Annotated in this window: 14 protein-coding genes; 6 read left to right on the top strand and 8 right to left on the bottom strand. The window is 42.2% G+C overall.

Going from position 1 to position 26,544, the window contains the following annotated elements:
• The first annotated feature begins 93 nt into the window (after positions 1-93).
• Positions 94-1,062 carry a helix-turn-helix domain-containing protein gene (locus M2273_RS19810; RefSeq protein WP_429399498.1) on the top strand — a complete coding sequence of 323 codons (969 nt, stop codon included), beginning with the start codon at positions 94-96 and terminating at the stop codon, positions 1,060-1,062.
• A complete protein-coding gene (locus tag M2273_RS19805) occupies positions 1,059-2,585 on the top strand; it encodes a gluconokinase (RefSeq protein ID WP_429399497.1) in 1,527 nt (508 codons plus the stop codon). The genes M2273_RS19810 and M2273_RS19805 overlap by 4 nt, the downstream gene beginning before the upstream one ends.
• A gap of 186 nt (positions 2,586-2,771) precedes the next feature.
• Here M2273_RS19805 and M2273_RS19800 read toward each other — a convergent pair whose 3' ends face one another.
• Complete coding sequence (locus M2273_RS19800) at positions 2,772-2,903, bottom strand: hypothetical protein (protein ID WP_429399496.1); 132 nt, start codon at positions 2,901-2,903, stop codon at positions 2,772-2,774.
• 754 nt (positions 2,904-3,657) lie between these two features.
• Between M2273_RS19800 and M2273_RS19795 the strand changes: the two genes are divergently transcribed.
• The 3 genes from M2273_RS19795 to M2273_RS19785 all read left to right on the top strand — a co-directional run bounded on the left by M2273_RS19795 (position 3,658) and on the right by M2273_RS19785 (position 12,033).
• Positions 3,658-6,825 carry a SusC/RagA family TonB-linked outer membrane protein gene (locus tag M2273_RS19795; RefSeq protein WP_429399495.1) on the top strand — a complete coding sequence of 1,056 codons (3,168 nt, stop codon included), beginning with the start codon at positions 3,658-3,660 and terminating at the stop codon, positions 6,823-6,825.
• A gap of 21 nt (positions 6,826-6,846) precedes the next feature.
• Positions 6,847-8,406 carry a RagB/SusD family nutrient uptake outer membrane protein gene (locus M2273_RS19790; protein WP_429399494.1) on the top strand — a complete coding sequence of 520 codons (1,560 nt, stop codon included), beginning with the start codon at positions 6,847-6,849 and terminating at the stop codon, positions 8,404-8,406.
• A 63-nt stretch (positions 8,407-8,469) separates the two neighbouring features.
• On the top strand, positions 8,470-12,033 hold the full coding sequence (locus tag M2273_RS19785) for a VCBS repeat-containing protein (protein ID WP_429399493.1): 3,564 nt from the start codon (positions 8,470-8,472) through the stop codon (positions 12,031-12,033).
• A gap of 159 nt (positions 12,034-12,192) precedes the next feature.
• On the opposite strand, the gene M2273_RS19780 is transcribed toward M2273_RS19785, so the two are convergent.
• Positions 12,193-14,418, bottom strand: a complete 2,226-nt coding sequence (locus M2273_RS19780) for an FG-GAP-like repeat-containing protein (RefSeq protein WP_429399492.1) — start codon at positions 14,416-14,418, stop codon at positions 12,193-12,195.
• A 584-nt stretch (positions 14,419-15,002) separates the two neighbouring features.
• Between M2273_RS19780 and M2273_RS19775 the strand changes: the two genes are divergently transcribed.
• Positions 15,003-16,088, top strand: coding sequence for a glycoside hydrolase family 43 protein (locus M2273_RS19775; RefSeq protein WP_429399491.1), 1,086 nt, complete (start codon positions 15,003-15,005; stop codon positions 16,086-16,088).
• A gap of 199 nt (positions 16,089-16,287) precedes the next feature.
• Here M2273_RS19775 and M2273_RS19770 read toward each other — a convergent pair whose 3' ends face one another.
• From M2273_RS19770 to M2273_RS19745, 6 genes are all read right to left on the bottom strand, one after another.
• Positions 16,288-18,780, bottom strand: a complete 2,493-nt coding sequence (locus tag M2273_RS19770; RefSeq protein WP_429399490.1) for a glycosyl hydrolase family 95 catalytic domain-containing protein — start codon at positions 18,778-18,780, stop codon at positions 16,288-16,290.
• A 194-nt stretch (positions 18,781-18,974) separates the two neighbouring features.
• A complete protein-coding gene (locus M2273_RS19765; RefSeq protein ID WP_429399489.1) occupies positions 18,975-20,195 on the bottom strand; it encodes an endo-1,4-beta-xylanase in 1,221 nt (406 codons plus the stop codon).
• 69 nt (positions 20,196-20,264) lie between these two features.
• The gene (locus M2273_RS19760) at positions 20,265-21,119 is read right to left on the bottom strand and encodes a sialate O-acetylesterase (protein ID WP_429399488.1); all 855 of its coding nucleotides are present in this window, start codon (positions 21,117-21,119) and stop codon (positions 20,265-20,267) included.
• A gap of 14 nt (positions 21,120-21,133) precedes the next feature.
• Positions 21,134-23,107 (bottom strand): alpha/beta hydrolase-fold protein, encoded by a 1,974-nt coding sequence (locus M2273_RS19755; protein ID WP_429399487.1) that lies wholly within the window; start codon positions 23,105-23,107, stop codon positions 21,134-21,136.
• A gap of 23 nt (positions 23,108-23,130) precedes the next feature.
• Positions 23,131-24,405 (bottom strand): glycosyl hydrolase family 8, encoded by a 1,275-nt coding sequence (locus tag M2273_RS19750; RefSeq protein ID WP_429399486.1) that lies wholly within the window; start codon positions 24,403-24,405, stop codon positions 23,131-23,133.
• Between the two features lie 69 nt (positions 24,406-24,474).
• Complete coding sequence (locus M2273_RS19745) at positions 24,475-26,436, bottom strand: family 43 glycosylhydrolase (RefSeq protein WP_429399485.1); 1,962 nt, start codon at positions 26,434-26,436, stop codon at positions 24,475-24,477.
• Positions 26,437-26,544 lie beyond the last annotated feature (108 nt).

Genomic DNA, 26,544 nt, shown 5'->3' with positions numbered 1-26,544 from the left:
AAGTATGATAATATTAAACCGGGAAAATACCATTAAAAAACAGTGATGGTTTTTATACAAATCTTCATTTTATATTATGTAAACTTGCTTTTTATGGGTATCATTTGGGTTCCCGGATACCCGTGGCAGTACAGAGATGGCAGCAACGTATACCAATTATTATCCTGGATGAATCAATTGATACTTCAGCAGGGGGCATCGAAAGAACTTGTGCATTTTCCGCATATTCTGGAGTTTGCCCACAAAAAAAACAGCACTATCCAACTTAACTCCTTTAACAGTAACGTTACGGACTGCATTTGCCTGTACTATATTTTAGAAGGGAAATTTACCTGGATAATTGATTCACAAGACCATACTTTATACCCTGGTGATTTTGCAATAGTATTGCCCGGGCAACGCATTGGCGGGGAAAGCGGAATATTAAATATAGGTACTTTATTTTGGATAAAAATTTCTACCGAAGATTGCGGAAAGCTTTTGCCTGGCAAATGGAGCGGGCTCACCAAAAAGGAAAAATTATCTATTAACCAAATTTTGATGGTAAATAAGCAACAGCTTGTTTTAAAACTGAAAGAAGCGCACACATTAATGCAAAACCTACAGTTGGAATTACAAAACGAGGAAGTAGGCTTTTACACGCGTGTAAACCAGTTGCTTGATGAACTTTTTGTGTTGATCAGCCGACAACTGATCAGGCAAAACAATTCCAGGAGAGACTTCCCTCAAACATTCTTAAAGCTGGAGCAAACATTGCGGCAAAACCTTGCCCATCAATGGACGGTAGAAGAAATGGCTGCACTGATTGGCATGGGTACTACCGCCTTTACCGAAAAGGTAAAAAACTATTCCGGCTTTTCACCTTTGAATTATTTAATCAACATCAGGATAAGCGAAGCAACCAAACTGCTTAAAAAAAACCAGGAAAATGTTACCGACATAGCGCTGAACACCGGGTTCTATTCGTCGCAGCATTTCTCTACAACCTTTAAAAAACTTACGGGGTACACCCCAAGCGAGTTCAGGAAAAATAAAACACCAGATCATCAACATACATCATGAATTGTATCATCATTATAGAAATGGGCACCGCCGCTGTACAGGTTTTCGCCTTTGATCTTTCCGGCAATTTAATCAGTTCGTCAAAGGGGCATTACCCTACCTTTCATGAGCAGCCAGACCATAGCGAGCAGGATCCGGAGCAGATGTTTATTACCATGCTCTATATTTTGAAAAACCTGCTCATTGATGAGATATATCCTAAAAAGTATATCGTGACCTGTATTTGTTTTGGCTCGTCTATGCACAGTTTGCTGGCGGTGGATAAAGATGGCATCCCATTGGGCAACGCCATAACCTGGGCAGATAACAGGGGCAAAAAAGAGGCGGCTGAACTTAAACAAAGCAGCCTGGGCGAGGAGATTTATAAAGCCACCGGAACACCTATCCACCCGATGTCGTCGTTGATAAAAATTGCCTGGATGAAAAACCACGAACCTGAGAAATTCAGACTGGCCAGGAAATTTATGCCCATAAAAACCTATATCATTCAACAGCTGACTGGTGCATGTGTGATAGATTACAGTATTGCCTCTGCAACCGGGCTAATGAATATCCATAATTTGGCCTGGGACCAGGCTGCACTGGAGTTTGCCGGGATCACACCGGAGGAGCTACCCGATCTGCATCCTGTTTTCTATTCGGGCGTAGTGCTAAAAAAAGAATATCAAAGGGTTTTAAAATTGTTACCGACGGTTAAAATCCTGATAGGATCCAGCGATGGCTGTCTGGCCACCCTGGGTGCTGGTGTATGGGAAAACGGTATGGCTACGATCACCATTGAAGATAGCGGCGCATTCCGGATAATAGGCGATAAAATAATAGAAGACCCCCAACAGCAAATTTTCAACTACCTGCTTACAGAGAAGCATATCATTACCGGCGGGCCAACAAGTAACGGCGGGGTAATATTCAATTGGTTTACCAAACAATTTGGCGATTTTCGAAAAGCTTTTGATGTTGACCAATCAATGGAAATGCTGATAGAGGAAGCTGCAAGCGTAGAAGTTGGTTCGGGGGGCTTAATTTTCCTTCCATTTTTGCATGGTGAACGGGCCCCTATTTGGAACCCAAATTCAAGGGGATGTTATTTTGGCATAAATATCAGGCACGAACGCAAACACTTTATCAGGGCCACCATAGAGGGGATTTTATACGAGATGTACAGCATTGGCCGCACACTGGAAAAGCACCGTCATATCGAAGGTCTGTCTATCAATGGTAGTTTTGCTTCTATACCATTTTGCACGCAAATCATTGCAGATATATTTAACAAGCCGGTAAGCACGCTTAGCCATGGCGACAGTATAGGCAAGGGTGCATTCCTGTTAAGCGCGACCGAGATGGGCATTTATCCTTCTTTAGAAGAAGCCTCAAAAACGGTGACCATGCACCAAACCTATTTACCCAACGCCGAAAACCACCAGGTATATGCCCAATACTTTAAAGTATTTGAAAGTTTGATAACAAAAGTGGCTGATGAATTTGATGTTATTTCTGATCTGCAACAACGGTATAGTCAATAAACATAGTGTCTCGAGATGGTAACAATAACAGGGCCAATCACGCACTACCCTTGACGGATGGCTGGAACACGACAATCTGCTTTCAAGATGTAAAACCGCACTCGTTTATGGTATAAAAATTTTTCCCTGAAGGGCACTATATTTTGAATTTTGGCCAACCAACCTTATACCGTCCGGTGCGCAGTATTAACTTCCCTCCTGCTCGTTCCATTTCTTAAGGGCTATGTCTGCACCCGCGGTCTGTTCGCCATACCGGCCGTTAATTATTGCCGGGATGTGCTTGTTTTCCCACTCCATGGCAATCGCGCTTCCGGTCATCAGTACAAGCACAACCGGGTTCCCTGATAATACTCGTAGATAGCTGCAAGAACAAAACAATGTTGAAGCATTTCCACAACATTTTAACAAGCATGTATAATAAGAACTCTTATTCCTCTTAATCAGCCACGTTTTTACCTCTGCGGCGACGGCGGTTGATCATGAATATGGTGTAAGTTGACAAATGTTGTGTTTTTATGGTAAAAAATTGGTTACCTGAATCTGCTTCAAAAGTAATTTTACGCTTGCAAAGCTGCTACAATTCTAAGTCAGGTAGCTGCTAAATTATAACCAATAAAGCCGACCGGCAAGTTCTGTCAAGATTTCGATTTAAGTTTTATTAAGGCTTGATTCGACCTGTATACTATGGTTTAGTCGTATTCAGGAAAGTACAAACCGGCCCGGCTCTACAATCGATTGCAACCCTTTTATGAAACATATTATGAAAGAATAAATCAAGAGAACTTGTTTCGCCGGTCACAGATCGTGGCCCGTAGTAAACTACATCGGTATCAATATTACGGATTCTATAACTAATAAATCCGAACCTGATACAAGCTACCGGTTAAGCAACCAATTAAGTAAACCGCTCTTTATTAAAACAAATGAAGTCTTCTTCAAACCGTATGGTTTATTATTCCAGATGAGTTAATTCATCTATCACCTAACCATTACCCAATGCAAAGACCTGTTTAATATAAGTGCTGAACCTTACCAATTTCTCAACCAATGTTTTCAATTAATAAACCACAATATGAAAAAAAAATATTTACTAAGCACTTTCATGAGAATGACGGTTATAATAGTATTTATATGCATTACTATTATAAATTCCACGTTTGCGGCTAATGACCCGGCTCATTTGCGGCATGCAGACCCTGATGTAATCAAATCAGCCATAAGCAAGGTCATAACGGGTAAAGTAACCGATGAAAACGGTTCAGCATTACCAGGTGTAACTGTTACCTTAAAAGGCACCACAACGGTGGTTGGAACCGACAACAATGGCGCGTTCCGCATTGAAGTACCTAACGACCAGGCGGTACTCGTTTTCAGTTTTGTAGGCTACGCGTCAAAAGAAGTTTCTGTTTCAGGCAAATCGGTGATTAATGTATCGTTAAGAAGTGATTCTAAATCATTAAACGAAGTAGTTGTTGTAGGTTATGGAACACAAAAGCGTGCCAACGTAACGGGCGCGGTTTCGTCCGTGAGCGGCAAAACAATATCAGCTTTACCTGTTGGCGGTGTTGATCAGGCCTTACAAGGCCGGGTGGCAGGTTTAACGGTTACCAACAATGGTTCGCCGGGTACCGCGCCAATTGTACAGATACGGGGTGTAAGTTCTGTAGGTTACGGATCTGATCCATTATATATTATTGATGGTTTTCCCGGTTCTATCGGCAGTCTTGATCCAAGAGATATACAATCAGTTGATGTACTCAAGGACGCGAGCGCCGCGGCGATTTACGGTTCACGAGCAACCAACGGCGTTATCATCATCACAACCAAGAAGGGTTCCAGTGGTAAAGTTGTGTTAAGCTTCGATTCCTATGCGGGATTTCAGGAAGTTACTAAAAAGTATGACCTTCTCAATACAAGCCAATATTTACAATATGAAAGGGCTTTGAACGGAGCCGCAGGTATTGGCATACCGCCGCGTTTAGAACAGGCAAACTTTAATCAGCCTATTTATGCGGGTTCTTCACAAACCTTCGCCCAAACCAATACAGACTGGCAGGATGCTTATTTCAAAAAAGGAGTTGTGCAGCAACATGCTGTTTCATTAAGTGGCGGGAATGAGAATTCACGCATATTTACATCTGCCAGTTACTTTGATCAGGATGGTATTACCGTTGGAACTAATTTCAGCCGTAAAAGCTTCCGAATGAATTCTGATCATAATCTGAACAAGTTTATTACAATCGGCGAAACATTCAATGCTTCGGTAACCCGCCAGCGCTTTGGGATTCCTCCAGGCAATAGAACGCCCATTACCAATGTAATAAGGATGCAGCCGTACTTACCTATTTACAATCCAAACAATGCCGGCGGTTTTTTTGGTCCTCAAAGCAGTTTTGACGGCGCCGACCCGGTAAATCCGATAGAACAGGCACTAATTAACGAAAACCGTAATTATGGTATCGGAATCCGCGGAAACGCTTATTTAACGGTAAAGTTTACCCCTTGGCTAAAATTCAATTCTACTTACGGCATTGATTACGGAACAAACAGGCAAGAGCAATATACCCCAATATATAACGATGGCGGTACATCAAGCAACCCGCTTGCGTCGATAACCGAAAATACCAGCGCGGGCACAACTACACTGTACACACAACAATTAACTTTCGATCACACCTTCGCCAGCAAACATCATGTTTCGGCTTTGGCAGTTTACGAAGTGCAAACCAACCGCAGCGACAGTCAAAACTCTTTTGGTAATCAAAATAACAACATTATACGCACACTAAACAATGCTACAAATACAACTACCAATTACACTTATGGTACAAATGTTCTGCATTCATTAGTAGGCCGGGTTGGATATGATTTTGAGGGGAAATATTTAATTTCCGGCTCAATACGCCGCGATGGATTGTCGGTTTGGGCTCCCGGTCACAAATATGAAAACTTCCCTGCAGTTTCAGTGGGCTGGAAAGTTGACCAGGAGAGTTTTATGAAAGGCGTTAAATCGGTAAGCGAATTAAAAATACGGGGCGGTTACGGCGTTACCGGGATAAACGGAACCGTATTGGGAAATTACCCTTACGTTTCCAATGTTTCTGCGGGTGGCACAACATACCCGTTTGGCAACCTGGCAACGGGTAATAACTCAGGTAACGGATCTTTTTATAGCGCCTTAAGTAACTATTTCCTTCATTGGGAAATAACAAAATCAACAAACATAGGTTTTGACCTGGGCTTATTCCAAAATGCATTTACGCTATCGGCCGAGGTTTATAAAAGAAAAACTGATGACCTGATCTTAACTGTACCGATACCACCCAGCGAAGGTGTTGGCGCCCCCTTGGCCAATGTTGGCTCCATGCAAAATACTGGTATTGAGTTGACCGCAGGTTACCATAAAACAACCGGCGATTTTAAATATGATGTATCAGCCGTGTTTGGTTTAGCCAGAAATAAAGTTACCTCATTAACAGGAGCTGCAAACGGCACAATAACTGCAGGAGGCGATGCAGATTTTGGTGGTGGCGGGCCACTTACCAACACCTCGGTTGGTCAATCTATTCAGTATTTCTACGGCTATGTGGTGGAAGGCATATTCCAAAATGCATCCGATGTAAGCGGCCATGCTACTCAAACAGGTGCAGCACCAGGCGATCTGAAATTTAAGGACGTTAATAATGATCATGTAATTGATGCTAATGACAGGGTTAACCTGGGCAGTTACCTCCCTAAATTCACCTATTCTTTAAATTATTCTGCCAGTTTCAAGAACTTCGATCTTGCTTTGTTTTTCCAGGGGGTATATGGCAATAAAATATTCAACGCCGAAAAAATCATCGCTCAAGGTATGTCGAGGTTATTTAATTCAGATGTTAAGGTGTTAAACGCCTGGACTCCCACCAATACCAATACCGATATTCCGAGGGCTATTTCAGGAGACCCGAACTCGAATGTAAGGCCATCATCCCGCTGGGTCGAAAGCGGCTCATACCTTCGTCTGAAAAACCTCCAGTTAGGTTACAATTTGCCAATGCCGTGGCTTAAAACGGCCAGTAACAATTTAGTAAGCAAAGTGAGGATCTATTTATCATCAACAAACCTGTTCACTATTACAAAGTACACCGGGCTTGATCCTGAGGTCGGCTCTAAAAACGGAACGCTTACAAACGGTATAGACTATGGTCAATATCCTTCGCCAAGGGTGTTCCAGGTAGGTTTACAGGCAACATTTTAACAATCATTAAATTGATATATTATGAAACATAAAAAAATTTATTTATTGTCAACCATTATCTTACTAACGATAACGGTGATTGTATTGTCCTGTAAAAAAACAGCGCTAAATACATCTGATCCCAACAACCTTACTACAGATAACTATTATAAAACGGCAGCGCAATTAAAGTCGGGCGTTAACGCCATCTATGCGGTTATGCATCAAAACAACCTCGTATCCCGGGAGTGGTATTACCTGCATGATACAAGGAGCGACGAGGTAGCGCCAGGCGGCGGACAATTAGAAGCTCCAAGGCTCCAACTGCTCAACAATACTGACGATCCTACAAACTCTGTGATGAATTCTGTATGGAATGGCTGGTACACGGTAATTTTTCGTGCAAATGTTGTAACAGATAATGCACCAAATGTTACAGATGACGTAGCCGATGCGAAAAAATCAGTGGGCGAGGCGAAATTTTTACGTGCCTGGGCTTATTTCGACCTGGTTAGCATGTGGGGCGGTGTGCCGCTGGTAACATCAGTTCCCAAAAGTCCTACCGACTTTAAACCACGCGCCGATGTTGCCGCCGTTTATACGCAGATAATTCAGGATCTTAAAGATGCCGCAGCAGTACTGCCCGGAAAATCAGCTACCGACAAGGGACGGGCCACGGCATCTGCCGCCAATGCAATGCTGGGCAGGGTGTTAATGCAACAAGGTAATTATGCTGATGCTAAGGCCGCGCTACTTAAGATACCTACCAGCGGAGCCGATGGCTATTCATTAACCGCCCGTTATCTTGATAATTTTGAGTTAGCCACCGAATTTAACAATGAATCAATTTTTGAAGTTGTATTTGTGGATAAAGGAACTAATGGTTACAACTGGGGAGGCGAAAGCGCAACTGAAGAGCAGTCAACAGTTAGAAATCAGGAATACTGCCCTGTTGCATGGAGAAACCTTATTCCTTCAAACAAATACCTGAATGAATTTGAAAACAAAGCTACAGGTGCGGCAAAAACAGATCCTCGTTTTTCATATAGCGTTTATCAGACCGGCGACGTATATAACAATGACCAAAGCACTTTAACTGATGCCGATCAAAACGGTAATTCTTCGGTGTTGAACGGCGTTACCAAAAAGATTAGCTGGCGTAAATTTATGATCATATACCAGGAAAGTGCAAGTACTGCAGGCTTCCACCCCGGCGGTAACAACCAACGTATTCTACGCTATTCAGAAGTTTTACTTAACCTTGCTGAGTGTGCTAATGAAACGGGCGACATAGCCGGAGCCGTAGCATACCTTAATATGGTACGTGCAAGGCCAGATGTTGCCATGCCCCCTTATCCAACAACTCAATTTCCGGTCGCTTCCAAAAGCGACGTGGTTAAGGCCATCATGCACGAAAAAATGGTGGAATTAGGCGATGAAGAAGTGCGTAACATCGACATTTTAAGGTGGCGCAAAAAAGGATATTTCGCTACAGAGCCGATTGCTTCATTCCACCCTAACAGAGACGAGTTATTACCTATACCTCAAGCCGAGTTGGATAATAACCCTCTTGTTACAGGGCACCAAAATCCCGGCTATTAATTTATTAAACCAATTCTTAAAGCAGGCGGCCCGTAAGCCGCCTGCTTTTATTAATGTTAAATTATGAAAATCCTCCTTGTCGGTTTTACTGTAGCCCTACTAATTTCTTCCTGTAAAAAACATACGCTATTTGAGCAAATACCATCTTCTGTTTCCGGCATTGTGTTTAATAACCTGATAACAGAAAACGATTCGATTAATCCTATCGATAATGCTACCGTATATAATGGCGGAGGTGTTGGCATAGGTGATTTCAATAACGATGGCTTACCGGATATTTATTTCGTGGGCAACATGGTGCCAAATAAGCTATATCTTAACAAAGGTAATTTCAGGTTTGAGGATGTTACCGCCAGGTCAGGAGTAAATGGCAAAGCACGTTGGGGTCGCGGTGCCGCTGTCATTGATATCAATAACGATGGCTTGCCCGATATATACGTATGTAATTCTTTTGCAAACGAGCCGCGAAAGAGGCAAAATTTATTGTATATAAACCAAGGGGTTAACGTAAACGGTGTACCCATATTTAACGAAGAAGCGAAGGAATACGGCCTTGATAGTCAGTTATTTTCTACGATGGCCAGCTTTTTCGATTATGATAATGACGGCGACCTTGATATGTACCTGACTGTTAATGAGCCGAACCCTGCTGAGTTCCCAAACCAGTTCAGGCCTATTAATATCAACGGCACCGGCAGAAGCATGGGACGATTATATCGGAACGATTGGGACCCGAAACTTAAACACCCGGTGTTTAAAGATGTATCATTAGCCGCAGGGATCAAAATAGAGGGATACGGACATGCGGCAACTATTGCTGATATTAACCTCGACGGCTGGAAAGACATATATGTTACAAACGATTTTCTGTCGAATAATATATTGTACATCAACAATCATGACGGCACTTTTACCGACAAGTCGAAAGCGTATTTTAAGCATACCTCTTTCAATGCTATGGGTCAGGATATTGAGGACATAAACAACGATGGATTGGCCGATATAGTTGAACTGGATATGAATCCTGCTGATAATTTCCGAAAAAAAATGATGTCGGGCCCCAGCAGCTATACAACTATTCAAAACTTTGACCATTATGGTTATCAATATCAATATGTTCGAAATACGCTTCAGCTAAATCAAGGGCCGTCTGTTGAAGAAAATAACCAATTGGGGCATCCTGCCTTTAGCGAAATTGGCTTTTTAAGTGGTGTGGCACAAACAGACTGGAGCTGGACACCGATGGTAACGGATTTTGACAATGACGGTTACCGCGATATTATAGTTACGAACGGTTATCCTCGCGACGTTACAGATCATGATTTTATCGCTTATAGGTCCAATGCATTTTTAGTTGCGCCAAAAAAAGAAGTTCTTAGCCAGATACCGTCAGTCAAAATTCATAATTATGCATTTCGCAATCATGGCGGTTTGCAGTTTAGGGATGTGAGCATGGATTGGGGTTTGGGTATTCCCTCCTTTTCAAATGGTGCCGTATATGTCGACCTAAATAATGACGGCGCAATGGATCTCGTCATTAATAATATCAATGATGAAGCGCTAATTTATAAAAACACTGCCGGGGAGGATAAAAAAAATGTGCACCATTACCTCAACATAAAGTTTGAAGGGCCCAATCAGAACCGTGAGGGAATCGGAACTTTTGTTGATGTATATTACCAGCACGGTTTACATCAGGTTTACGAAAACAACCCTTACAGGGGCTACCTTACCAGTATTCAACCTATTGCACATTTTGGGTTAGGCGAATGCAAAACCATAGACTCGGTAGTTGTTAAGTGGCCGAACGAATACAGGCAAACATTTTTAAATGTAGATGCAGATCAAACTTTGTTGGCAAACGTTAATAATGCTCATCAAACCTATACCTGGGCAAATCCTTTAAAGGCAAAAACTCCGCTATTTACAAATATCACGGGCAAAAGCGCGGTTAAATACATTCATCGCGACACGGATTATACAGATTTTAATATTCAAAAGCTTTTGCCACATAAGCTTTCAGAATACAATCCTGCGCTATCCATCGGCGATATGAACAGCGATGGCTTAGATGATATCGTTGTTGGTGGAAATTTGACCGAGCCGGCACAGATCTTTTTTCAACAAAAGAACGGCACATTCATACAACGAGGTCTTTTGGAAGGCAAGAAGTATGATCACCCATATCTTGATGGGGGAATTCTCATTTTTGATTCAAACGGCGATAAATTTCCTGATGTATTAATTACCGGCAGTGGTTATAAAACCCCGGCAAATGATCCGGCATACCAGGACCGCTTATATATTAATGATGGCAAAGGCCATTTTACGCTTGCAAAGGATGCGTTACCGGTGTGTTTTAAAAGTAAGTTATGTGTAAGGGCTTTTGATTACAACAACGACGGCAAATTAGATCTTTTTATTTCAGGGCGCGTGGAACCATGGAGATATCCTGAACCTGTAAATAGCTATATTTTAAGAAACGACACAAAAAGCGGTACGGTGAGATTCACTGATGTGACCAATGAAGTTGCTCCCGATCTGAAAAAGATAGGGTTGATATGCGATGCCATTTTTAGTGATTTCGACAACGATGGTAAAACAGATCTGATATTGGCAGGAGAATGGATGCCAATAACTTTCTTGAAAAACTTAGGCGGAAGATACGCAAACGTTACAGCAAAAACTGGCGTTGGCGACAAACCCGGATGGTGGACCTCAATAATTGCAGGTGATTTCAGGCATACAGGCAGAATGGATTACATAGTTGGCAATGTAGGCCTGAATACCCTTTATCAGGCCAGCGCTGAATTCCCGGCCTTTATTACAGCAAGTGACTTCGACAAAAGAAACCGGTTTGACGCATTTCCATCATTGTTCCTTCCAGGCAAGGATGACGTTAAACGGGAATACCCTGCAAATGTAAGGGACGATGCAGTTAAGCAAATGATAACTTTACGTGCAAAATTCACTAATTATCATTCGTATGCGGAGGCTACCATGCAGGATTTACTGAGCGCCGACCAAATGAAAAATGCCCTGCGGCTTAAGGCTACAGAGTTAAGGTCTTGCTATTTTAAAAACGATGACGAAGGTAAATTTACGATAGTTCCTCTACCTCTTGAAGCGCAGGTTTCAGCATTAAATGGGATGGTGGCCGATGATTTTGATGCGGATGGCAATCTCGATTTATTGATTAATGGAAATGATTTTGGCACTGATGTTTCAATTGGCAGATATGATGCCTTAAATGGTTTGTTGCTAAAAGGTAACGGCAAAGGTGAGTTTGCCCCTTTATCAATTGCACACAGCGGAATATATTTACCTGGTGATGGAAAGGCGCTTGTAAAATTAAGGGGTGCAAACAATAATTATCTCATGGCGGCAAGCGAGCACTTAGGGCCGCTCCGGATTTTTCAATTAAATGCTAATGTATCTATGTTAAAAATAGATGATACAGATCAAAGCGCTGTCGTCACGTATAAAAACGGCAGTCATACCAAACAAGAATTTTATTATGGCAGTTCGTTTATTTCCCAATCCTCCAGATTTATCCTCATCAATGATAAGGTAACACAGGTATCAATAAAAAATAATTCAGGAATAACCAGGCTTGTCAAATTTTAATTAAATATTGTTTTGGATAATTCTCGATTGGCTGCTTTAACAATCGGTTCTTATCAGTGCAAATCTAAATCATCGGCCATTACACCCTGCATGAGAATTTTGATTTGCACTTTTATATTCAAGCGCACAATATCATTAACTTAAACACATCTTTAGCCTTTACATATCAGCCATCTTCATCGACATCGCTGGCTCACCGGTATTAAATTTAAGTACCTTCAAGCTAAGTGGTGTTACCTTGCCATCTTCTGCTATTTCCAGGAACTGGTTAGGCGTTATTTTTTTAAGATGCTGCACAGTGCCACTGCCTGCCCACCAGATTTCGATATCGTCGATGATACTGGCCTGTCCTACGCCTATTTCCTGCCGCAGAGGAGATGAGCCAAAGCTTCCGCCGGAATTTACATCCTTAAACACATTTCTTTGTAAACCATTTTCTGTAAAAGTGACCTTGATTCTTGACCCGATAGCACACCTGTTTGACTTTTTACCAATCAGCTTCAACCCTATCCAATTATTACTATTTTGGCCGGGATTAAGGTATAATGCACTTTTGTAGGCATCACCTATATAAGCGCCGCCCATTTCGATGAAAATATCCTGCAGGCCGTTATTCCTAAAATCGACAAACGATACACCATGGCCTTTTTGCAAATTGCCGGTACGTGACGAACTGGTTACATCGGCAAACTTTTTGCCCCCTATATTCCGGAAAAGTTTATTCGGTATAAGCGATCCAAAATCCGGATTGCCAGTACCAAAATAAATATCGGGATAGCCATCATTATCAATATCACCAAAATTACCTCCCATGCTAAACACTACCTTGTTCAGCCCTACCTCACGGGTTACATTTGTAAACGTACCATCGCGGTTGTTTTTAAAAAGAAAAATATTGCCATTATCTGTTATAGGTGTGCCCAAAGCCTCCAACGCAGCATAATAACCCAGGGTTGTGGTAAAATTGTAACTGCCAACCAAAATATCAGGCCATCCATCGTTGTTGTAATCATAGAACCAGGTAGTAAATGTATTTTGTGTGATATTAATGCCCGCTTTTTTTGTAACATCTTCAAAATCTACATCTTTTCCCCCATTACATTTATTTTTCAGCAAATATTTTCTTCCACTCATTGTAGAAACAAAAATGTCAGGCCAGCCGTCGTTATTGTAATCTGCAGACGTTACACCCTTTACAAAATCGTTGATCCGGCAGTGTGCTTTTTGAGCCATTTCTTTAAAAGTACCGTCATGGTTATTTATGTAAAGTGCCGATGGATGGTTATTCTTAGGGTCGGCCCCACCATGACTTTCCATCCCGATAAAAACATCAAGCCAGCCATCGTTATTAAAATCGTTCCATACTGCAGTTTGCGTAGGATGCATAAAACTAAGCCCGGCTGCGATGGTGACGTCGGTAAACCCACCATGGCCGTTGTTTTTTAGTAACGAACTTGGCTGGTTGCCAAAACCGTCCCTAAGCCAGCCTCCCCGCATTATAAAAATATCAGGATGGCCATCGTTGTTATAATCGGTTTGTTCAATATTAAGGCCGCCTACCACGTCTTGCAAGCCACTTTGAGCGGTGCGGTCGCTAAAAGTACCGTCTCCATTGTTATGAAAATAATGCATGTGATCCTGAAGATCCATCCCTGTGGTGATAATATCTATATAACCGTCACTGTCAAAATCCTCGGCTATGGAGCCGCCTGCCCTGCTATTCAGGTTAATGCCAACATTTGCTGCTACATCTGTAAATGGCTTCACTTTGTACGGCCCGTCGTCGGCATTTAAATTAGGGATCAAATACTGGGCAGGAACTTGCGTTGGATAACGACCTAATGTCATATAAGCTATATTTAACAGCCATCGGGACTGGGCATCGTGAGCATTACTTTTCAAGATATTTTCCAGTGTTTCAATTGCTTGCTGCGATCCTGTTTGAGCTTGATGTACGCCTGCTCCCTTAATAGGAAATATGCATGATGAGCCGTTGTGACTAAGCATGCAATTGGCACGTTCACCTAAACGCATATAGGCGACAGCCTGATCAGGCATTATATTTACGGGGTTCATATAACGGGGCAGCTTTGAAATTTTTGAATATATATCAATAGCCTCTTGTTCATGACCTTCCTGTAATTCAAACAAAGCTTTTTTTGACAACAATTGAACATCATAGTTTGGCGAATCAACCTTTAACAGCGAATCGCAGGCGGCAAGCCGGGCATCGGAGCTAAAGATGTTTTGAGGATTATAATTTCGCTTTTTGAGCTGTTGCAGCAAGTCTGCCATTTTCATCGGAGAATGTGGCTTACATGAGATTATTAAACCACAAGTAGCTGCAGCGAAAAACATGGCCATTTTTGCAAATCGCGATAACATGATAATTGGTTTTAAAATTGGTAACGAATCTTTTTAACTCCTTAATATTGGATACCATAAACGCCGCGCAATAATAAATTGAAGCTGTTATAAAACACCTGAAATTTAAATCAACTTTACACACTTATAAAAATACAAACGAAGCAATAACAAATATAAAAAGGTACGGCAGTCCCAAACACAACATTTGTACATATTCATATAACATCTGAATAAACCTATCGATTAACTACCCGATAGCCAGATATGATAACCCATTGTTATTATCCCTAAACGCCTGTAATGCCTTCAAAATTTGTGCGATAAGATCAGGACTTTGTCAGTTTCATCCAATAATAACTTTATCGCTGCATAAAAAAGTCAGGTAACCGTGTTACGCCGATATATTGAACATATGATGTATATATACATACAAATGTGCGTACGTAGGATGTTCAACCGGATTATATTCGTCCCACAGCAAAAAAAATTAACTGCAGCTGATGCAGTATACGCCCCGTAAAATTGTTCTAAAATTCAGGATAAGAAACGACCCGAGAATTTTGAGGTATAATTAAAGATAAATAATTAAATAAATCGAAAATATGAAGAAGACGTTTTTAAAGATGATTATGCTGACCGCTGTATCAACCCTCCTATGCAATCCGTTAATTGCGCAGAAAAGCGCCAATAAAGTCAAATATCTTAATCCCCCACTTATTAAAAATATTTATACAGCAGACCCCTCTGCTCATGTGTTTAAAGGGGAAATTTACATCTATCCCTCTCATGACATCGATGCAGGTGTACCCGAAAACGATAACGGCAACCATTTTGCAATGCGCGATTACCATATATTTTCGCTTGACCGGATAGGCGGAAAAGTTACAGACCACGGTGTCGCCCTGGATATGAAAAACATTCCATGGGTTAGCAAACAGTTATGGGCACCCGATGCTGCCTATAAGAATGGAAAATACTATCTGTATTTTCCGGCAAAAAACAAGGATGGTGTTTTTCAAATAGGATGCGCAACATCCAATAACCCTGCAGGGCCGTTCAAGGCCAATCCACGTCCTATTACCGGAAGCTACAGTATTGATCCTGCTGTATTTGTTGATGATGACGGTAAAGCCTATATGTATTTTGGAGGTATCTGGGGTGGCCAGCTACAGCGGTGGCAAACCGGAAAATATGAACCTAACGGTTCAAAAACAGATCTTCATAATGATAAGGGACCGGCAATAAGTTGCAGGGTAGCTAAATTGGATAAAAGCATGACGGAATTTGACGGAAAAGTGCAAAATGCGCTGATTATTGATAGCGCCGGACATCAGTTATTGGGTGGTGACCACGATCGCCGCTTTTTTGAAGGCTCATGGATGCATAAATATATGGGCAAATATTATTTGACTTATTCTACCGGGGACACGCACTTTCTTGCCTATGCAATTGGCTCCAGCCCCGTTGGGCCTTTTGTATACGCCGGGCACTTTATGCAACCTGTGCAAGGATGGACAACACATCATTCCATTGTTAAATTCAATAATAAATGGTGCATATTTTATCACGACACTGAACTTTCAGGCAAAACAAACCTGAGAAATGTTAAGGTTACCGAGCTGCGCCACCTTAGTAATGGTAAGATAGAAATGATCAATACTTACTTAGTAGCCGGGGAAAAAAAATAACAACAGTAGCAGCCGCATCGATCAACTTTGCGGCTGCTATTTTACGTTATTTAAAGTTTGACCTTGCGTACCATCGCTAACCCGGATAATCTGATCAAATTCACACCTTGACCGGTTACGGTTACCTTAATTGGATTCTTTTCAAAATTACAACTGCCGCAATCTAATTTCGCCTTTTGGGCTTATTAATTCCTGATTTTCAATTGCTAATAATAACAGTTTCGCCGGGGCGTGTCGGCAAATCGTACATCCAGGATCTTGTTAGCTTAGCTATAATATTTTTATCGGCACTTTTTACAATCGGCTTTTTTAAATCCATTACCTGGTAAAAGTGATTTTTATTTATACCATTTGCTTCCGTTAGCAATTTGCCACCGATCTGTTGATTAACACGTAGCCGGCAGTTTCCACCAAGCGAGGAATGTATCACCAGTTTGACAATTTTATGGTTAGCCCATGTTATATCAATTTTAAAACCACCTCTTGCCATTAATCCTGATATACTGCCATCCTTCCACTCATCAGGCAATGCCGGCAATAGGTAAATTGCACCATCATGGCTTTGTAAAAGCATTTCAGCTATCCCGGAAGTACAGCCAAAATTACCGTCGATCTGGAAGGGCGGATGCGCATCAAATAAATTTGGATAAGTGCCGCCAGAACTTCCGTTTATGGGCTTTATTTGATCTTTAATAAGCTTGTAGGCGTGATTGCCATCCAATAAACGCGCCCAAAGATTGATCTTCCACGCCATTGACCAGCCGGTGGAGACATCGCCACGATAGTCAAGTGATTTTTTTACGGCGGCAAAAAGTTGCGGTTGTGTAAATGGGGATATCTGATTTCCCGGAAACAAGCCGTATAGATGAGAAACATGACGATGATGATCATCTGTACGGTCAAGATCCTCCAGCCACTCCTGTAACTGCCCGTACCTGCCAATTTGCATTGGGGGCAATTGGCTGCGATAGCTGGTGAGGCTATCTGCAAATACCTTGTCAATATTTAATTCGGCTGCAGCTCTTATGGCATCAGTAAATAAGCCATAAACTAACTGATTATCCATAGTAGCACCGGCAGTGACAGAAACCTGGTTCTTTCCATCGATATATTCGTGTTCGGGCGAAACTGAGGGTGACACTACCAGCCAGCCATGTTCACGCTCTTTTTGAAGGGCATCAATGTAGTACTCCGCAGCGCCTTTAATTATTGGGTAATATTGCCTTAAGAATTTCTTATCGCCTGAGTATAAATAATGTTCCCACAAATGTTGGCAAAGCCATGCATTTGACGTTGGCCACAACCCCCAGAAAGCGCCGTCTACAACACCGGTTATGCGCCAAATGTCAGTATTATGATGTAATGCCCATCCACGTGCTCCGTACATTATTTTTGCAGTTGGTGTGCCGGTAACAGACAAATCGCTGATCATATTAAAAAGCGGAGTATTTAATTCTGCTAACTGGGTTACCTCACTTGGCCAGTAATTCATTTCGGTATTTATGTTAACCGTATACTTACTATCCCACGGGCCTTTAACTTCGCCGTTCCAGATGCCCTGTAAATTGGCTGGCTGCGATCCCGGTTGAGACGAACAAATTAACAGGTAGCGACCGTATTGAAAATATAACTCGGCTAATTGTTTATCATTATTATTAGAAAAATTTTGGATACGGACGTCTGTGGGCTTTTTCGCAGCGCTATCTATACCAAGATCGAGTTTAACCCTGTCAAAATACGAACGATAATACCTGATGTTTTTGGTTAACAATTCATCGAAACTGTGCTGATAGGCTTTGTTTAAAATGTTTTCTGCCCGAAGCATGGAATTTGCTGAAACATCATGATAGTTGATAAAATTGGTGGCCATCGAAAGATAAATCACGGCTGTATCTGCATTTGCGATAGTAATGCCCGAAGTATCTGCAACGGTTGTGCCTCCAGAATTTTTGACCCTGGTGAGCACATTAAATTCTATTTGTCCTTTTTGTCCTTCGTGCTCACTGCCCTCGCCGGATAAAACCATTGTTTTTTCGTCATTTATGGCGACTGAAGATTTAAGAGGACTTTGAAGTTTTAGCCTGCAGCTAATCATACCCGGCTTATTGGCTGTAAGTCTTACCATAAACGCGTTTGCGCCGAACGACGTAAAAAACTCTCTTTTATAGTTAACTCCGTTTAAAGTATACTTTACTGTAGCTGTGGCATTCGCGATATCCAGATCGCGATAATAGTTGCCAACGGTATCTGTTTCAGGAAAGCTGAGGTATAAATTACCTGCCAGTTGGTATGGCATGCCACTATTACCCTTTGGCCCAAGTTTACTGTTAGCTAATTCCTGCGCTTCGGCATACTTTTTCTCTGCGAGTAGTTGCCTCACTTGATTAATGTATGGCCTTGCATTTGAATCGATTGTATTATTGGGACCTCCTCCCCATATGGTTGATTCATTGAGCTGAATACGTTCGTTTTTCACATCGCCAAACACCATGCCCCCGATAAAACCGTTTCCAAGAGGAAGGGCCTCATTCCAGTTTTTAGCTGGTTGATTATACCATAATTTATATCGCCCGGAGCCATTAGGTATGCTGTTTTTTTTACCCGCATAATTTTTTTGTTGAGCTTGTACTGATGAAAAGATCAATAATGCCACAGTACATAGGCACCCTATTTTATTAACTAATCCTGTCATATACTTCAGTTTGTAATACGCAATCCTCATTGTATCCAATTGTTATTAACTTTTATCAATTATCTGTTTCAGCAATACCTGCTTATTAAACCCAGGCTGCCTACCTAAAGCCTTATAGTTTTTGGCAGTAAACAATGAAATCAGGTTCACAAGTGCAGGAGGGCGCCTGATTACGTTGTTCAGTAACGCTACGACTAAAAATTCACTACAGACCAGTAGGCATTTTTGCGTTGCCGGTTTTCGTCAAACAATAAAGGATACGCTTTTTTAATCACGCGGGGCGTATTTAAGCCTGCGGCCGCTCCGCCCATTAATCCCCCACCTCTCCCGTCCAACCAGCTGTATCTGTCAGATACATTCCAGAAGGTAACACCTGTTATAAACTTTTTATATTGCCGGAAAATATCGAACGCCATTTTGTATTGCGCTATTTGTCTGGCTTCCAATTCTGGCGTATAACCCGCGTCAGTTGCTGGTGGCATTGTGGCCGCCTGGGGCGTTGTCCCGGGCGCAGGTGTTGGTTGTGGTACGCGTATAGTAATATCCAATTCGGTAAATTGTACCTTTAAACCTAACGAAGTTACTTCATCCAAAGCCTTACGCAATTCGTCGGGCGATGGGTCATTCAACTTCCAATGCGCCTGCATGCCCACCCCATCAATTGGCACGTGTTCCTCAATCAATTTTTTTAACAATTTATATATCTTTTCTCTCTTTACCGGATGTTCACTGTTATAATCATTGTAGTATAGCTTGGCCTGCGGATCGGCTTCATGCGCATATCTAAAGGCGGCAGCTATAAAGTCGGGGCCATTGCATATGTTGTACCAGTTGCTTTTACGATATATCTGCGTGGTATCATCGCTGTCATCAACAGCCTCGTTAACCACATCCCAGGCATAAATTTTCCCCCTATACCTTCCTGCTACAGCAAAAATATGATCCTTCAAACGCTGTAACAACAATTCTTTGGTAACCGCTCCCCCATTTGGCCCCTTAAACATCCACGCAGCTTCCTGATTGTGCCAGCATAAGTTGTGCCCGCGTATTTTAATATGATGGCTCACTGCAAAATCAACAATTTTGTCTGCATTTTCCCAATTATAAATATTTTCTGACGGATGTATCGGCCCCATCTTCATATCATTCTCGGGCGTTATACTGTTAAATTCTTTGACAATTAATGCAGAATCAGGGCCATGCAAGGAAGCCATACTAACCGCTACACCAATTGGGAAATAGTTTTTATAATAATCTTTTAAACCCTTATCCGGATGACCGGCTATAGTACTTGCCTTAAATGATGAAACCACCTTATGTTTTGGTGTACATTGAACAAACGATAAAATAATAAAGGCAATTGCCGGGAGCAGGATGCCCCGATCAGTTTTTTTATTGACAGTTGAAAAATTCATAGATCATTAATGTTTTTATTGAAAATGTTAACTGCGTGTACATCGCTAAGCTTGTTCATCTTTAACTGGTTAAAGTTTAATGGTTTCTTTAAGCTTGTAACCCAACAAGGAAAGCATCGTCCCGCCATATCGTTTTCCTAATAACCTGTACCCCTCGGCAGTAAAATGCAGATGATCGGAGGAGCAGGTGCAACCAGCTGAAGAAATAACGTATGAATTAGCAACTGTTTGAGGTAATGTTGCGATAATTTTGTTCATCATAGCGCAAGCACCTCCCTGGTCAGCATTTACTAACTCGCCTGCAAGTAAAGGCACTTTTTTAGGCTTCAGGTTTAAATCCCTGATCAAATTATCATAAATTCCCTTTACTTTTCTTGTCCATAGCGTATCGTTAGGATTCGATTCTCCCTGGTGTAACAAAATACCTTTAATTATACCTGAATTTTGAGCTAATCTGGCGAGTTCTATCAACCTTGCGTATGGATTCCCACCATATTCAGCAACTATACCTTTCATCCAGCCGGGGGCCGTTGCAAGATATGATTGATAACTATCCTTTTCAAAAACTTCGATTTTGGCACCGGCGACAGAGACATTTATTATACCGACCCTTATTTTTTCAGGCAGGTTAGCCACCAAAGTCCGGCCGAAATAATCTGCCGGGGTTAAGCCCGTTTTACACCTCGCCAATGGCGGTACAGACGTATACCAATTATCTTTTATCCGGCCTCTGTCTGCACAATCAACAGCCTGCAACATCCGGAACCTGCTATCAACAGCGGTAGTATCCTCGGCTTCAACTCTTGCATTACCCTCCATATTTGATTGGCCAAAGCAGATAAATATGTAAAAATTCTTGTCTTGCGAATAACTTTTCAGACTCAGCAAGGTGAGGCATGTCACTGCCATTAATCTAAGCTTCATTTTCATGTTTGAACTCAATTTTTGAATATCAGGCTTGCAAACTGGTTTAAGGAGCGTCTCCAGGATTGCCATTCGTGCGCAGTGCCCGGCGATTCGTAAAACACCTGCTTAATGCCTGCCTTTTCAAGCGCCTCATGAAATCCTTTTACGGTGGTTTGCATTCTTTCCGGTTCGGTAGTACCAACACTTAAATAAAGCACTTTAACCTTTTGGTTAAAGGCATTTGCATCGGCAAATACGCCATTGTACATTTTAGTTATATCGGTTCCAGGCTGCATGAAGCCCGCACCGCTAAAACCTCCCACATAGGCAAACTTGTCAAGGTTGGTCATGGTAGTTTGGAAGGTTTGAAATCCACCCATTGAAAGCCCTGCCATAGCACGGTGATCGCGATCAGCAAGCGTTCTGAATTTTGCATCAACCATCGGGATAATTTCCTTTACGAGCACATCCGGAAAAACATTGCCTGCCATACTCATTCCCCGGGGCGTGCTGGTTACCGGCTGTGTTGGATCTGTGGCATACCCCCTGTCCATAACAACTATCATAGGGGTGGCCTGTTTCCCGGCAATCAGGTTATCCAATATAAAATTCATTTTCCCTTGTGTAGGCCAGCCGGTTTCGTCTTCGCCCGAACCATGTTGTAAGTAAAGTACCGGATATCTCTTTTCGGTTTGTATATCATAACCGGGGGGCGTGTATACGTTTGCCCGCCTCCACGCCTTTGTTATGTTTGAGTAATAGTTTACTGAACGCACCTCGCCGTGAGGCACATCCTTAGTAGTATAAAAATCACCCTCCGGATCAGGAATATCAATACCACTTGCCATTCGCCCCATACCGTAAAAAGTTTGACTGGCAGGGTCGACAACGGATACGCCATCAATTATTAAAGAATAGTAATGGAACCCTAATACAATGGGGTCGGTAGTTACCGTCCAATACCCCCCGGTGTCTTTAGTCATCGGGTATTTTTTCAATAAGTCAATCTGAACACTCTTCGCCTCCGGTGCCTTTACACGAAAAAAAACAGTATTGTCTGGAAATATTTGCGGGAACTTTACCCCCGGAATATTAGTGGGCGCTGGTATGCCCACTTCGTTATAAGAATATTGGGGGAAAGTTGAAACATTTACTGGCTTAAAAATCAGTTGTGAAAACATATATAAGCCGTTTTTCCAAACCTTAAAGTTATGAACACCCGGTTCTATATAGTACACATGCGGCACGTTTTTTTCTGCCAGGTAATCGTGAGTACGTTTGCTGAATGCAATTAAGCCGTCGCTTGATCCGCATGATATCCAAAGTAATTTTAGTTTACTTTTTGCCGCATCGGGGTTGGGAACCAATTCTTCGGGCTTTTTAGTATTGGGTGCCGCGGAGAAACTACCAACCCATGAAAACACGTCAAGGTTTCCCAGGCCGAAATTTAATGATTGCCCACCTCCCATTGAAAGGCCGGCCACTGCCCTGTGGTCCTTATCAGTATATACGCGGTATTTACTATCAATAAATGGTATCAGATCGTTCAGCAAATCTTTTTCAAAAACAGCAAAGCCCTGCACCTTATCGGGTGCCATAATATTTCCGGTAGCGCGGTCGTCCTTTATAGCCCTGCCGTTCGGCAACACTACTATCATGGGTACAATTTTACCTTGTGCGTAAAGGTTATCCAATATAACCTGGGGGCTGCCGCCGTTATACCATTCTTTTTCGTCGCCACCAATACCATGCAAAAGATACAACACGGGATATTTTTTGCTTTTAGAATATCCTGGAGGCGTATAAATAAGCGCGCGGCGGGTATTCCCCACGGTTTTTGATTGATAAGTGATGGTATCAATTTTGCCATGCATAATATCGGCACGAAACACATCAAAACCCACTCGTGCCTGGTTAACTATATCTTGTGAATAAACCTGCAGGTTAAACAAAAGAACGGCGCATGCCGTAAAAAAAAAATGCTTAAAATATTTTAATCTGTTCATATTGTTTATAGATAAATAAATTGTCAATTGGTTTGTGGTTGTATAAGCTGGTATTTGCCGCTTAGGTGCATCAGGCTGAATAAATATAACAAGCCGTCATAATATGGATCGAAATATCCATCTGCATAAGGCTCGAGCTTAGCGTTCCAAAGAGGCCGCACAAAATCGAATTTTTTATTATCTGTAATCATGAGCGAGGCCGCCGCAGAGGTGGCCACCAATCCCAATGAATGCCTTAACTTCCTAACTCCTCCTGCGGGTAGAATAAAGGCAGGCGTGGATCCATCTGTATTAAACTGATCCTCAAAATCATTTATTCCCTTTGATCGTAAAAAATTTTGAAGACGCTTCGCATAATTTTGCTGCCACTTTTTGTCCTTGCCAAACCACACATAATCCATTGCGATATTCATTGGCACGCGCCAGGAGTCGAAACGAAAAGCCGGCGGCAACCGGCTCCCTTCGAGTGCCTTACCATTAAAATGGGTATTGTCAGGATTAAGTGCTGTAACGGGGTCACAGGCCCTGTGTAAAAACACTCTTGCGGTATCTGCACAGTCCCGGTAAAATTGTTCATGGCCGTCTTTTGCATAAAGTGCCCATACCTCGTAAAACGCAGGTAAATCATAGGATGGATCTGTCCATTCATACCCGGTGCCTTCGGGCACAAAGGAAATTTGCTTCGCCGCAATGTTTATTAAAGGATGAACATTCCCTGTACCATCTTTTTTCCACATAGCATCCAGTATTATCCTGGCCTCGTCATAATAATTAATGCCTGTATTATTTCCCCACCTGTTAGAGGCAAAAAGAAGGTCTGTGATATAGTATAATTCTCCGTCAGATGCAGAACCTTCCGAATTATGCTTCATTGTTTGAGGATTAATGCTCCAGGCAAAATATCCTTTTCTTGGCCCGTCCTGGTGTTGAAGATATTTTTTTGACCACCGCCATATCCGGTCAAAAACATCTTTTTTATTAAGCTGCACAGCGATCATCATACCATATGAAAGGCCCTCTGTCCTGGCGTCGTGGTTTTTTACATCAGACACATATGCCATTGAATCGCCCACCTCGAAGTAAACCTTGTTGGGGCCTTCAAACACATCATGGTAAGCTTTCGCGACCTTAATATTTATATCACCTTTACTATATCCCGCTTCATGAAAAAGATCAGGATAAATGCCGGAAGCGAAAGCCCCTTTAACCGGCATTTTTTTTAAAGCTTTCTGACTTTGACTATTTGCCAAAGCAGGCAGCAAAGCAACTATTACATACAATAACACTATTTTTTTCATACTCATATTGTGGTTTAATAAAGATTATGTCTTACTATTTTTCTAATGGGTTACTAACTAAAAGCCACCTTACTTACCAGGAAACCTGATGCTTTTAATAAAGATGGCTTGTGGAACGCCAGCAGGGTACCGCACAAAAACGTCATGTTGTCCGGTAACATTTTTAAGCCGCCCGCTGAATGTTTTATAATTACCGCTGCCAGTAGCGTTTAGCGGTATTGTGGCTATCAATTTACCGTTCTGAAGATCATCAAGCCAAATTTGAAGCTTGCCTTTACCTTTTGAGGAAGCAACTACCTGGACTGAAGATGGCGGCTGACTTCCGGTTTCCACACCAGATATCATAAACCATCCGCCATACAAGGATGTATTGGTTACCGTTTTATACTTTCCCTTATTTATAGTTGCTATTCCATAGTAATTACTATATCCTGCTGCAGGCAATAAGGAGGAGCCATCCTTACAAATAAAACAATCAAAGTCAGCCGGCTTGCCCTCTGCAAATAAACCAACGCTTGTCCCTACCCATGAATTAAAATTTGGTTGGGCTTCATCAAGTTTAACTGCGTTAATTGGCCTGCCTAAAGAAATCCAGGCTTTTCCGTCGCCGCTATAATATCCGGTTAGCTCATGGCCGTTTCTTTCCAGTTTCAGCCAAATGATGTTTCCGAAGATATTTGGCGCGCTCCGAGTCGTGGTATCCATTGTAAAAACAATTTTCTTCCCATTGTTGTAACCGCTGTAAAGCCTCACCACCACCGCCTGGTTTCCGTTAGTAAGATAAATACCAGCCTTAACGCTGTCATTGGTTGCACGCAGGTCAACCTTTGTCACTGCGGAATAATAGTGATCCGTTTCTTTCTGAACAAGGTGGGTCCGGGCAGAATCGGGCGTAAGCCTTATCCACCCCCTCCGGGCGGTAAGTGAATAAGAGGCTGAGGCTTTCTTGGTAAGGAAATGCCAATTCAGGCTTAATTCACTGCTGTCAAAATAATCTGTTTTCACACTTGTCCATGAAATACCCGACTGTGGCAGGTTCGGATTTCGGATAGGTGAGGCGGTTGGCGCCATGCCCCACGGCCTGTCGCCCTCCCATGTTACGGGATAAAGAGCGGTTTGGCGTCCGGCACCTGACCAATCGTCGCCATCGTACTTCTCGTAGCTCTGTCCGATAGTCCACCAGGTGCCATCGGCTAATTGAACAGGGGCCGAAATGTGGTTAGGGCGGCGGAAACCTGCCTTATCATCGGTAATCGGTTTAAAAAAATTACCCAGCCTTTCCCATTTTGTCGAATCGCCGGTCAATTCTTTTCCTCTTAAAACATATTGCCCGCCTGTAACATCACCGGCCGGCAGGTAATAATAATAGCCGTTGCGTTTACATATTACCGGGCCTTCTGCCCAGCTATATTGTAGCCTTGCGTTTACCCAGTCAAGATTAATCACATGATCTGTCAATTGCCCATCTTTACCCAAGGCTTGCAAACGATTAACTTTTTGACCGTTTTTTATTACCATGTAAGGCTTTCCGTCGTCATCCACAAAAATTGAGTTGTCATAACCAAGATTACCTGTTTCAGGATCAGCCTTTACCTGTACAGGAGCAGACCACGGCCCCTTAGGGGAACTTGCCTTACAAAACCACTGCCCTCCGGCCGAGAAATATATCCAGTAAGAACCGTAAAAATAGGTGATGGCACCCTGCCAGATACCGGTTGAAGGCCGGTCATTAACCCAGGCCGCTTTTGATGATGGGAGCACCCTGCTTATTACCTCCCAATGAACAAGATCTTTTGAGTGATAAATGGGCAGATAGGGATTAAAATGAAAGGAAGATCCGCAGTGATAAAAATCATCTCCCACTTTAAGTAAGGTGGGGTCCGGGTGGTCGCCAGGTAACACTGGGTTCACGTAGGTGTTAGCTGCCTGATAAAACAAGGAGGAATCTTGTATTTTCCCCTGGCCGCTTACAAACAATGCGGAAAGTGTGAATATGGTTATAAGACCCGTAAGCCGGCTGAATTGGTTCATGATGTTTAAATGTTAGCTTTTCAGAAATTTCACTTATTCGTTTATATTCTTTCTACATTATTTGGCCAAGCCGCCACGTGGAAGCCGACTTAGTTGTATTTTATTTGT

The organism is Mucilaginibacter lappiensis (assembly GCF_050433765.1).
Classification (GTDB): Bacteria; Bacteroidota; Bacteroidia; order Sphingobacteriales; family Sphingobacteriaceae; genus Mucilaginibacter; species Mucilaginibacter lappiensis_A.
Note: the sequence above shows the minus strand (reverse complement) of the source record. Positions and strands in the feature narration are given on the sequence as shown.

Bases quoted from the DNA above. Each gene is read 5' to 3' on its own strand.
- M2273_RS19810 (WP_429399498.1), top strand. From the start codon at position 94: ATGGGTATCATTTGGGTTCCCGGATACCCGTGGCAGTACAGAGATGGC.
- M2273_RS19805 (WP_429399497.1), top strand. From the start codon at position 1,059: ATGAATTGTATCATCATTATAGAAATGGGCACCGCCGCTGTACAGGTT.
- M2273_RS19800 (WP_429399496.1), bottom strand. From the start codon at position 2,903: ATGACCGGAAGCGCGATTGCCATGGAGTGGGAAAACAAGCACATCCCG.
- M2273_RS19795 (WP_429399495.1), top strand. From the start codon at position 3,658: ATGAAAAAAAAATATTTACTAAGCACTTTCATGAGAATGACGGTTATA.
- M2273_RS19790 (WP_429399494.1), top strand. From the start codon at position 6,847: ATGAAACATAAAAAAATTTATTTATTGTCAACCATTATCTTACTAACG.
- M2273_RS19785 (WP_429399493.1), top strand. From the start codon at position 8,470: ATGAAAATCCTCCTTGTCGGTTTTACTGTAGCCCTACTAATTTCTTCC.
- M2273_RS19780 (WP_429399492.1), bottom strand. From the start codon at position 14,418: ATGTTATCGCGATTTGCAAAAATGGCCATGTTTTTCGCTGCAGCTACT.
- M2273_RS19775 (WP_429399491.1), top strand. From the start codon at position 15,003: ATGAAGAAGACGTTTTTAAAGATGATTATGCTGACCGCTGTATCAACC.
- M2273_RS19770 (WP_429399490.1), bottom strand. From the start codon at position 18,780: ATGACAGGATTAGTTAATAAAATAGGGTGCCTATGTACTGTGGCATTA.
- M2273_RS19765 (WP_429399489.1), bottom strand. From the start codon at position 20,195: ATGAATTTTTCAACTGTCAATAAAAAAACTGATCGGGGCATCCTGCTC.
- M2273_RS19760 (WP_429399488.1), bottom strand. From the start codon at position 21,119: ATGAAGCTTAGATTAATGGCAGTGACATGCCTCACCTTGCTGAGTCTG.
- M2273_RS19755 (WP_429399487.1), bottom strand. From the start codon at position 23,107: ATGAACAGATTAAAATATTTTAAGCATTTTTTTTTTACGGCATGCGCC.
- M2273_RS19750 (WP_429399486.1), bottom strand. From the start codon at position 24,405: ATGAAAAAAATAGTGTTATTGTATGTAATAGTTGCTTTGCTGCCTGCT.
- M2273_RS19745 (WP_429399485.1), bottom strand. From the start codon at position 26,436: ATGAACCAATTCAGCCGGCTTACGGGTCTTATAACCATATTCACACTT.